This is a genomic window from Maribacter algarum (ex Zhang et al. 2020) (assembly GCF_005885635.1).
Taxonomy (GTDB): domain Bacteria; phylum Bacteroidota; class Bacteroidia; order Flavobacteriales; family Flavobacteriaceae; genus Maribacter_C; species Maribacter_C algarum.
In genome coordinates this window covers 754,070-764,813 of sequence record NZ_VATY01000003.1, presented here as the reverse complement: position 1 = coordinate 764,813, position 10,744 = coordinate 754,070, and the positions used below count along the sequence as shown (strand labels likewise).

5 protein-coding genes and 1 rRNA gene are annotated in these 10,744 nt (G+C 39.3%); 3 read left to right on the top strand and 3 right to left on the bottom strand.

The genetic code is table 11. The annotated features are described in order from the left end of the window. A 5S ribosomal RNA gene (gene rrf, locus FEE95_RS22530) occupies positions 1–83 on the top strand; the annotation flags it as partial. 103 nt (positions 84–186) lie between these two features. Then, complete coding sequence (locus FEE95_RS17045) at positions 187–1,776, top strand: sulfatase (RefSeq protein ID WP_138659184.1); 1,590 nt, start codon at positions 187–189, stop codon at positions 1,774–1,776. Positions 1,777–1,784: 8 nt separating this feature from the next. Here the strand turns inward: FEE95_RS17045 and FEE95_RS17040 are convergent, their stop codons facing one another. The 3 genes from FEE95_RS17040 to FEE95_RS17030 all read right to left on the bottom strand — a co-directional run bounded on the left by FEE95_RS17040 (position 1,785) and on the right by FEE95_RS17030 (position 9,235). Next, positions 1,785–3,251 (bottom strand): glutamate synthase subunit beta, encoded by a 1,467-nt coding sequence (locus FEE95_RS17040; RefSeq protein ID WP_138659183.1) that lies wholly within the window; start codon positions 3,249–3,251, stop codon positions 1,785–1,787. Between the two features lie 8 nt (positions 3,252–3,259). Beyond that, positions 3,260–7,768 carry a glutamate synthase large subunit gene (gene gltB, locus FEE95_RS17035; RefSeq protein WP_138659182.1) on the bottom strand — a complete coding sequence of 1,503 codons (4,509 nt, stop codon included), beginning with the start codon at positions 7,766–7,768 and terminating at the stop codon, positions 3,260–3,262. A 324-nt stretch (positions 7,769–8,092) separates the two neighbouring features. Next, positions 8,093–9,235: an acyl-CoA dehydrogenase family protein gene (locus tag FEE95_RS17030; RefSeq protein ID WP_138659181.1), complete on the bottom strand. Its 1,143-nt coding sequence runs from the start codon at positions 9,233–9,235 to the stop codon at positions 8,093–8,095. 272 nt (positions 9,236–9,507) lie between these two features. Here FEE95_RS17030 and FEE95_RS17025 point away from each other — a divergent pair, with 272 nt between their 5' ends. Beyond that, entirely contained in the window at positions 9,508–10,740 is a 1,233-nt protein-coding gene (locus tag FEE95_RS17025; RefSeq protein ID WP_138659180.1) for a Glu/Leu/Phe/Val dehydrogenase dimerization domain-containing protein, read from the top strand. Positions 10,741–10,744: the final 4 nt, after the last annotated feature.

The following is a 10,744-nucleotide window of genomic DNA, read 5'->3' as shown; positions in this document are numbered from 1 at the left end:
CTTACCATTCCGAACAGGGAAGTTAAGCCCGTCTGCGCCGATGGTACTGCTACACCAAGTGGGAGAGTAGGTAGCCGCCTTCTTCGAAAGCCCCTTCACATCAAGTGAAGGGGCTTTTTTTATGAGGCGAATTCAATAGAAAATATTCAAATTACCTTTTTACTATATTTGAGTAAAATCAAAAGAATGTTTTTTAGGAATTGCACTCCACTACTTATTTCCTTTTTCTTACTTCTCTTTAGTTGTAAACAAGAATCGCCAACCGCCAAGAAAAAACCAAATGTTGTTTTTATACTAGTAGATGATTTAGGATTGATGGACTTAGGTATTACGGGAAGCAAGTATTACGAAACTCCCAACATAGACAGGCTGGCTAAAGATGGTATGATATTTACCCAAGGGTATGCAGCTAGTAGAGTATGTAGTCCATCGAGGGCAAGTATTATGACTGGAAAATTTACCGCAAGACATGGAATAACCGATTGGATAGGTGCAAAGACTGGAACCCAATGGCGAGACCATGGCAGGCATGACAGATTACTTCCCCCAGAATATATACATAATTTACCGAAAGAAGAAATAATCCTTGCCGAGGCAATGAAAAAGGCAGGTTACAAAACCTTTTATTCAGGAAAATGGCACCTGGGAAAAGAAGGATCATGGCCAGAGGACCACGGATTCGATATTAATGTTGGTGGATGGGACAAAGGGAGTCCGATTGGGGGCTACTTTTCACCTTGGGAAAACCCCAAATTGGAGAATCAAGTTGATGGCGAAAACCTTTCAATGCGTTTGGCAAAAGAGACGGCCTCATTTATAAAAAAGCATAAAGATTCTAGCTTTTTTGCTTTCCTTTCTTTTTATGCTGTCCATGGTCCTATTCAAACGACAAATTCCAAATGGAAGAAATACCGGGAAAAAGCAGTTAAAAGAGGAATAGCTGAAAGTGGTTATATAATGGAAACCGTACTGCCAATTCGACAAGAACAGGATAATCCAATTTATGCGGGACTAGTCGAAAGCATGGATGACGCTGTTGGAGTTGTTCTGGATGAGTTGAGAGATCAAGGTATAGATAATGAAACTATTGTGATATTTACATCAGACAATGGAGGAGTAGCTTCTGGTGATTCTTTTTCCACATCCAACCTGCCTCTAAGAGGAGGAAAAGGATATCAATGGGAAGGTGGAATTCGTGAACCGTATTTTATCAAAGTACCATGGTTAAGAAATAATGGAGCAGAAAATAACTATCCAGTGACAGGTGCGGATTTCTATCCTACAATTTTAGATTTAGCAGATATTGATTTGCTACCGAATCAGCATGTTGATGGTATTAGTTTAAAACCATTGTTGGAAGGGGAAAAAATAGCTCTAGAACGTCCTTTGTATTGGCATTATCCACATTATGGCAATCAAGGAGGCGAACCTTCATCTATTATACAAGAAAATGGGTGGAAGTTAATTCACTATTGGGAAGATAATAGGGAAGAACTTTACCAATTGAACACTGATATTGGAGAGAAGAACAACATTATTGAGTACCATTCTTCGGTTGCTCAGCGGATGAGCGAAAAATTGATAGCTTGGTTAAATGATGTTGATGCCAATAGGCCCACATTCGACCCTGAATTTAAAGAGAGGCTGGCTGAGCAGCGTCGCGATATGTTGGTGAATGAAAAATGGCCATCCTTGGAAAAAGATAGAATAAAAATACTTTCGGAAGATTTCAAACCAAATGGGGATTGGTGGGGAAGTCAATTGACGAAAGACTAATTATTTTTTTACACCCTTGGTAAATCTCCTTCTCCCTTAAAAGGTAAATATGATTCTCCCATTAGGAAAGTATCAATGTGATATGCTGCTTGTCTACCCTCTGAAATAGCCCAAACAATCAAAGATTGTCCTCTCCGTTGATCTCCGGCAACAAAAACACCGGGAACATTTGTCATGTAATTATTCTCGTACGCTCTAATATTCGTTCTTGCATCAGCTTCCAAACCTAATTGTTCTGCTATGGTCATTTCAGAACCTGTAAAGCCCATGGCCAATAGAGCTAATTCACATTTCCATTCTTTTTCTGTGCCTTCAACTTCTTTTAAAATAGGACGTTGACCAGCTTGTTTAATCCATTCAACTTCTGCGGTAATCAAGCCTTTAAGATTTCCATCTTTATCACCGATAAATTCCTTTGTGGAAATACTAAAAAAGCGTTCGGCTCCTTCTTTATGAGAAGAACTGGTTCTGAGTCGCATAGGCCAAAAAGGCCAAGGCTGACCTGCTGGACGCTCTTCCGTTGCCATGGGCATAATTTCAAAATTTGAAACTGATTTAGCACCATGGCGTATTGATGTTCCTATACAATCCGAACCTGTATCACCACCACCTATTACAATTACATCTTTATCTGTAGCGAGAATTTCATTTTCAAATTTCTTTACACCATCTACACGTCTATTGTTTTGAGGTAGAAAATCCATCGCTTGCACGACACCTTTTAAATTTGAACCTTTGATAGGCAGATTTCTTCGTACGGTTGCTCCCCCACAGAGAACAACAGCATCAAAATCATTTTTCAGTTCTTCTGCATTTACATCGACTCCAACGTGCACGCTGCATTTGAATTCGATACCCTCTTCTTCTAGAACCTTTAGTCTTCGGTCAATAACATGCTTTTCCATTTTGAAATCTGGAATTCCATAACGTAATAATCCACCAGGTTTTTCATCTCTTTCGAAAACGGTAACAGTATGTCCTGCTCTGTTTAATTGTTGGGCAGCTGCTAGCCCAGCTGGACCTGAACCTATAATAGCCACTTTCTTTTCTGTTCTGGTCGCCGGAGGCTGTGCGATAATCCATCCTTTTTCAAAAGCAGTTTCTACAATGTTTTTTTCAATATTTTCAATCGAAACAGGGTCTTCATTAATCCCTAAAACGCATGCCTCTTCACACGGTGCTGGGCATAACCTTCCTGTAAATTCTGGAAAGTTATTGGTTGAATGCAAGATGCCTGCAGCCTTTTCCCATTTTCCTCTGTAAACCGCATCATTAAAATCAGGAATCAGATTTCCTAAGGGGCAACCACTATGACAGAAGGGAATACCACAATCCATACATCGGGCGCCCTGCTCCTTAAGTTCCTTTTCTTTCATGGGAACGGTAAACTCCTTGTAATTTTTTACACGTTTATCAACGTCTTGGTAACTTTCTACTTTTCTATCGAATTCCAAAAATCCTGTTATCTTTCCCATGTTTCGATTTATATAGTTTGTAGTTTTTCTTCTTCTAAGCGAATCAATGCTTGACGATATTCTTCTGGGAATACCTTCACAAAATCAGGTAAACATTCTTCCCAGTTTTCAAGAATTCGTTGTGCTAGAGGGCTCATTGTGTAATTGTAATGGCTTTCAATTAATTCGCGCAATTGTTTGATATCTTGTTCCTCTTCAACCGCTAATAAATTCAAACCTTCTTTGCTGCAATTCTTTTCGAATGTTTTGTTCTTATCGTAAATGAAGGCGATTCCACCGCTCATGCCAGCACCAAAGTTTCGGCCTACTCCGCCTAGAATAACGGCAACTCCACCGGTCATATATTCACAACCATGGTCTCCTATACCCTCTACTACCGTTTTTGCCCCTGAATTACGGACACAAAAACGTTCACCTGCTTTTCCGTTTATATAGGCTCTTCCTGCAGTAGCTCCGTAAAGCGTAACGTTACCTGTAATAACATTTTCTTCGGGAACAATGGTTGATCCATCAGGAACTTTAATCACCAATTTGGCCCCAGATAAACCTTTTCCTAAATAGTCATTTGTATTTCCATTCACGGTCATTGTCAAACCTCTGGTAGCGAATGCTCCAAAACTCTGTCCTGCGGACCCTGTAAAGTTTAGGCGCAATGTGTTTATTGGCAGACCTTGAGCACCATATATTTTTGAAATCTCATTGCTGATTATAGCTCCAACCGCTCTATCTGTGTTACAAATAGGAAAATCTAAAACGGCTTTTTCTTTTCTAAACAAAGAAGGATTTGCCTTTTCGATAATTTCAAACTCAATGGATTTATCAACATCATGCACTTGCTTTTGCGTATTGTAGAATTTTGTTCCAGTAGGAACATCTACCTGATGTAAAATTGGAGTCAAGTCTATACCATTTGCCTTATAATGGTCAATAGCTTTTTTACGATCTAGTTTTTGAACTTGGCCTACCATTTCATTGACGGTTCTAAAACCAAGTTGAGCCATGATTTCTCGTAGTTCTTGAGCAACAAAATACATGTAGTTCACCACATGTTCTGGCTTGCCTTTAAATTTTTTACGCAATTCAGGATTCTGAGTGGCAATACCGACTGGGCAGGTGTTCAAATGGCAAACACGCATCATAATACAGCCAGAAGCAACCAACGGTGCTGTTGCAAAGCCAAATTCTTCTGCACCAAGTAGACAGGCAACTGCAACATCACGACCGGTTTTTAACTGTCCGTCGCATTCCAAAACAATTCGATTTCTCAAATCGTTCATTACCAAGGTTTGTTGGGCTTCAGCAATTCCTAGTTCCCATGGTAATCCTGCATGTTTTAAAGAGGTCAATGGTGAAGCTCCTGTTCCACCATCAAAACCGGAAACGAGAACAACATCTGCTTTCGCTTTTGCTACCCCTGCGGCAACAGTTCCAACCCCTATCTCAGAAACCAATTTCACATTGATTCTTGCCTCACGATTGGCAGATTTTAAATCAAAAATCAGTTGTGACAAATCCTCAATCGAATATATATCGTGATGTGGAGGAGGGGAAATTAGTCCTACATACGGAGTAGAGTTTCTTGTTTTCGCAATAGCAGGATTCACTTTGGGTCCTGGTAATTGACCTCCTTCACCCGGTTTGGCACCTTGTGCCATTTTTATCTGTATCTCTTTGGCATTGGTTAAGTAATCGGAAGTTACACCGAAACGTCCAGAGGCTACTTGCTTGATGGCACTATTTCGCCAATCACCTGTCGCATTTTTGTAAAATCGTTCAGCATCTTCACCACCTTCACCAGAATTACTTTTTCCACCAATTCTATTCATGGCAATGGCCAAATTCTCATGCGCTTCCTTGCTAATAGAGCCGTATGACATCGCTCCAGTTTTGAAGCGTTTTACGATTTCTGTCCAAGGTTCTACTTCATCTAAAGGAATTGGGTCATAATTTGAAAATTCAAACAATCCCCGAATGGTCATAAGATTTTTTGATTGCTCATTGACCATTTCTGAGAACTCCTTGTAACTATCTGTTTCATTACTTCGGACAGCCTTTTGAAGTTTCGCAACTGATAAGGGGTTGAACATGTGTTTCTCCCCGTCACGTCTCCATCTGTATTCACCACCCATAGGTACATCCAAATTGGCAGCGACCTCTTTCTTGGCAAATGCCTTAGCGTGACGTTTAGCAATCTCTTTCTCTATCTCATATAAGCCAATACCTTGAATTCGAGTTGGTGTATTAGGGAAGTATTTACCAACAACTTTGGTATTGATACCGATACACTCAAACAACTGAGACCCTCTGTAGGAGTTCAAAGTTGAGATACCTATCTTATTCATTACCTTGAGAATACCCTTGCCAATCGCCTTGTTGTAATTCTTAATCGCTTCGTCAAAAGTATACTCTGTAATGTCATGTTCCTCTATTTGCTCACCTATGATTTCATTTACCAAATAAGGATTGATTGCACTGGCACCAAAACCAAAAAGCAAGGCAAAATGATGTACTTCACGAGGTTCAGCTGATTCTATTATGATGCTCAGTTTTGAACGTTTTCCTAGTTTTTGTAATCCACTATTTACAAATGAACATGCTAACAAGGCAGGGATAGGCGCTTGTGTGCTACTAACATTTCTATCCGATAGAATAATTATGTTTGTTCCTTCGTCAACTGCTTTTTCGGCTTGTTTTAATATGGATTCCAATGCATCCTCCAAACCATTGTGGCCTCTTTCGATATCGTATAAAGTAGGAATGGATACTACTTTGTAATCCGGACTGGCATCATAATTCTTGATTTTATCCAAATCCTCTTTCGATATTACCGGATTCTGAATTTTCAATTTTCGGCAATGTAATTCCGAGAAATCGAAAATATTATGGTCGCTACCTAATGTAAGACTGATATCTGTTATCAATTCCTCGCGTATACCATCCAAAGGAGGATTAGTAACCTGTGCAAACAATTGCTTAAAGTAATTGTATATAAGCTGTGGTTGTTCTGAAAGGACTGCAATAGGTGTATCCGAACCCATCGAGCCAATCGGCTCTTTGGCTGTTTTTCCCATGGGAAGGATAATCGTATTGATGTCTTCAAGAGTATAACCAAAAGCAGCTTTTCTTTTGTCTAATGAAGCTTCTCCTAAGAATAACGGACAATCGTTATAGGGGATATCCTTTAAATGAACAAGATTCTCATCTAACCATTTTTGATATGGATGGCGCTTTGCAATCTCATCTTTTATTTCCTCATCGTTGATAATTCGACCCGCTTCCATATTTACCAAGAACATCTTACCTGGCTCCAGTCTTCCATGGAATTCTACATTTTCTGGAGCGATATCTACCACACCAACTTCCGATGACATAATAACATAATCATCTTTGGTTACGGTGTATCTTGAAGGTCGAAGTCCGTTTCTATCTAAAACGGCACCAATATAGTTTCCATCAGTAAAAGGAACTGATGCAGGCCCATCCCATGGCTCCATCATACAAGAGTGATATTCATAAAAAGCTCTTTTAGCTTCAGACATATCAGGATTTTTCTCCCATGCTTCTGGAACTAAAATCATCATTACTTCAGGCAACGAACGGCCTGTCATCAACAACAATTCTACAACCATATCCATAGTGGCAGAATCCGATTTCCCAGGAAGTATGACAGGAATGATATTTTTAATCTCTTCACCAAACCAATCGCTTTCCAATAATTCCTCTCTAGACCTCATTCTGGAGACATTGCCACGAAGTGTATTTATTTCCCCGTTATGGCACATGTATCTAAAGGGTTGGGCCAAATCCCATGTTGGGAAGGTATTCGTAGAGAATCTTTGGTGTACTAGAGAAAGTCTAGTAACAACCCGAGGGTCCATCAAATCTTTATAATAAAGGCTTATGTCTTTAGGCATCAACAAGCCTTTGAAAATGATAATTTTTGTCGAAAGACTAGGGACATAGAAAAAACCACTTTCCGAAAGTTTAGAATTGATAATGGTATGCTCAGTTACTTTTCTCGCAATGAAAATTTTTAAATTGAAATTGAACTCCTCTTGCTCAGCATTTTCTTTGGCAATGAAAAGTTGTTTAACGAAAGGCTCAGTTTCCATAGCAATCCTCCCAGGAACTGACCGGTTTACAGGAACATCCCTCCAGCCTAAAAGTTGAAGGCCTTGCTTTTCAATATTTTCTTCGAAGACATCGATGCAAAATTGACGTTGATTTTCTTTTTGAGGTAGAAAAACATTGCTAACGGCATACTGCCCGGGTTCTGGTAATTCAAAATCGCAAACCGAATTGAAAAAGTCATGGGGAATATCAATAAGAATTCCAGCGCCATCACCGGTCTTACCATCGGCACTTACCGCACCACGATGTTCTAACTTATCTAGAATCTCAAGTGCCTTGTGAATAATGTCATTCGATTTCTTTCCTTTCAAACTACAAATGAATCCTGCACCGCAGTTATCATGCTCAAATTCCGGTAGGTATAGCCCCTGTTTTTCTAGCCTCATAAATTATCGTATTTCTCCAAAAATAACCTTTTTGTTGAGCTATTTTTATCGATTTAAGTGAAATGAATAAAAATATTTAACGATATCAAATAATCGTTAAAAATTATGCAAATAAGGATTTTTCGATAGCTTAAATTATCAATCTGATAAATTTAAGTCATTCGGAGTCTATTTAAGATACATTTGAGGGGGTAAAAAGCCTTGATTATTGATTTATAACAAAAAACCCATGCAATAGTGTTGTCTTAACAGTATTATGATGAGTTTTAAACAGACCGCCCCTCCAAAAAGAGGGGCGGTCTGTTTAAAACTATAAAAACCTTTTTAATCTTTCAGAACACTTCTTGAAATTACAATTTTCTGTATTTCTGAAGTGCCTTCATAAATCTGCGTAATCTTGGCATCACGCATCAGTCGTTCCACATGATAGTCTTTTACAAAACCGTTACCGCCATGTATTTGTACCGCTTCAACTGTAGTTTCCATAGCAACTTGCGAGGCATATAGTTTTGCCATGGCCCCTGATAAGTCGTAGTTGTTGTCTTGGTCCTTATCCCATGCGGCTTTATAGACTAAATGTCTTGCGGCTTGAATTTGAGTATGCATATCGGCCAGCTTAAATGCAATGGCCTGATGGTTGCTAATTTCGGTACCAAAAGCTTTTCGTTCTTTGGAATATTTTAAGGCTAATTCATAAGCTCCTGCGGCAATACCCAAGGCTTGGGCGGCGATACCGATTCTTCCACCAGAAAGTGTTTTCATTGCGAATTTAAAGCCGAAGCCATCTTCGCCGATTCTATTTTCCTTAGGAACCTTGACATCATTAAATATTAAGGAATGTGTATCACTACCACGAATTCCCAACTTATTTTCCTTAGGGCCGATTTCAAATCCTTCAGCTCCTTTTTCTACGATTAGAGCATTGATCCCCTTATGTCCTTTTTCTTTATCGGTTTGGGCAATGACCAAATATACTTCTGCCGAGTTCCCATTGGTAATCCAGTTTTTGGTGCCATTGATTATATAATGGTCTCCTTTGTCAATTGCTGTAGTTTTTTGAGAAGTCGCGTCACTACCAGCCTCCGGTTCGGATAAACAAAAAGCTCCAATGATTTCGCCTGAGGCCAGACGTTTTAAATATTTCTCTTTTTGTTCTTCCGTGCCATAGGTTTCTAAGCCGTAACAAACCAAAGAGTTATTTACCGAAACGACTACAGAAGCTGAAGCGTCCACCTTTGAAAGTTCTTCCATAGCTATCACATAGGACATCGTGTCCATTCCGCTGCCATTATATTTTGGGTCTACCATCATTCCCATAAACCCGAGCTCCCCCATTTTTTTTATCTGTTCTGTAGGAAATCTTTGTTCATCATCTCTCTCAATAACTCCTGGGAGCAATTCATTTTGGGCAAAATCCCTTGCCGCTTCTTGTATCATTAGGTGTTCCTCCGAAAGTGAAAAATCCATAGCCAATATCTTTTGTGTTTTTCTTTTGGTAAAGATAAGGGTAAGATGGAAATTAAGTGATACAATTAGGTAGGTATTCGGGTTAAAAGTGACCCTTTTACAGGACGAAAAACTTTTAAACCCAGTGCAAATTTTTATATTTGTTACTTCGATTTTTCGTATCGATTAAATATAAAATTATGGACCAGCAGTAACCCCGTTTCGGGGAAAAGTAAAATTTCAAACGTAAAACGAATGAAAAGAATATCACATAATTTTATAAGTAACTTGTAATGAAGGAATTACTAAAAGCATACGAAAACAAACAGCCAGAAATCGTTTTTAATTGGAAAGACCCAGAAACTGAGGCAGAAGGTTGGACGGTCATTAATTCCCTGCGCGGAGGAGCTGCAGGTGGCGGAACCCGAATGCGTGAAGGTCTTGATATGAACGAAGTACTTTCTCTGGCCAAGACGATGGAGGTGAAGTTTACCGTATCAGGCCCCCCGATTGGTGGAGCGAAATCAGGAATAAATTTTAACCCCAACGATCCAAGAAAAAAGGGGGTTTTAGAACGTTGGTATAGGGCCGTGGCACCATTATTGAAAAACTATTATGGTACCGGTGGGGATTTAAATGTTGATGAAATTCATGAAGTCATCCCCATAACCGAAGATGCTGGTGTCTGGCACCCGCAGGAAGGAGTTTTTAATGGCCACTTCAAACCAACCGAAGCTGACAAAATTAACCGTATTGGTCAATTGAGAATGGGGGTCATTAAAGCTATCGAGACTGATAAATTTTCGCCTGGAGTAGGTAGAAAATATACTATCGCTGACATGATTACTGGCTATGGTGTAGCGGAAGCGGTTCGCCATTTCTATGATATCTATGGCGGCAATGTTGTCGGTAAAAAAGCTGTTATACAAGGCTTTGGAAATGTAGGTAGTGCAGCGGCTTATTATTTAGCGCAAATGGGTGCGAAGGTGGTTGGAATTATTGACAGGGCAGGAGGAGTAATAAATGAAGACGGTTTTAATTTTGAAGAGATTCAACGGTTTTTCTTGAATAAAAAAGGAAATAGTTTGATGGCCGATGCCAATCAGTTGATTCCCTTTGAGCAAATCAACGAACGTATTTGGAACTTACCTACAGAAATTTTTGTTCCTTGTGCCGCATCTCGATTGATTACTAAGGAGCAAATCACTCAAATGATTGATACAGGTTTAGAAGTGATTTCTTGTGGGGCTAATGTGCCTTTCGCAGATAAAGAAATCTTTTTCGGACCTATCATGGAATATACAGATGGAAGAGTAAGTCTTATTCCTGATTTTGTTAGCAACTGTGGAATGGCGAGGGTTTTTGCTTATTTTATGGAAAAAAGAGTAGGAATTGACGACGAATTGATATTTAAAGATACTTCTGATACCATTCGGAAAGCAATTTTAAATATCTTTAAGCAAAATCCTTCGAAAACTAATTTATGTAGCTCCGGATTTGAAATCGCACTGAAACAACTAATATAAACCA

What these genes read in the sequence shown, in the direction of transcription:
- FEE95_RS17045 (WP_138659184.1), top strand. Translation starts at nt 187, where the DNA reads ATGTTTTTTAGGAATTGCACTCCACTACTTATTTCCTTTTTCTTACTT.
- FEE95_RS17040 (WP_138659183.1), bottom strand. Translation starts at nt 3,251, where the DNA reads ATGGGAAAGATAACAGGATTTTTGGAATTCGATAGAAAAGTAGAAAGT.
- gltB (WP_138659182.1), bottom strand. Translation starts at nt 7,768, where the DNA reads ATGAGGCTAGAAAAACAGGGGCTATACCTACCGGAATTTGAGCATGAT.
- FEE95_RS17030 (WP_138659181.1), bottom strand. Translation starts at nt 9,235, where the DNA reads ATGGATTTTTCACTTTCGGAGGAACACCTAATGATACAAGAAGCGGCA.
- FEE95_RS17025 (WP_138659180.1), top strand. Translation starts at nt 9,508, where the DNA reads ATGAAGGAATTACTAAAAGCATACGAAAACAAACAGCCAGAAATCGTT.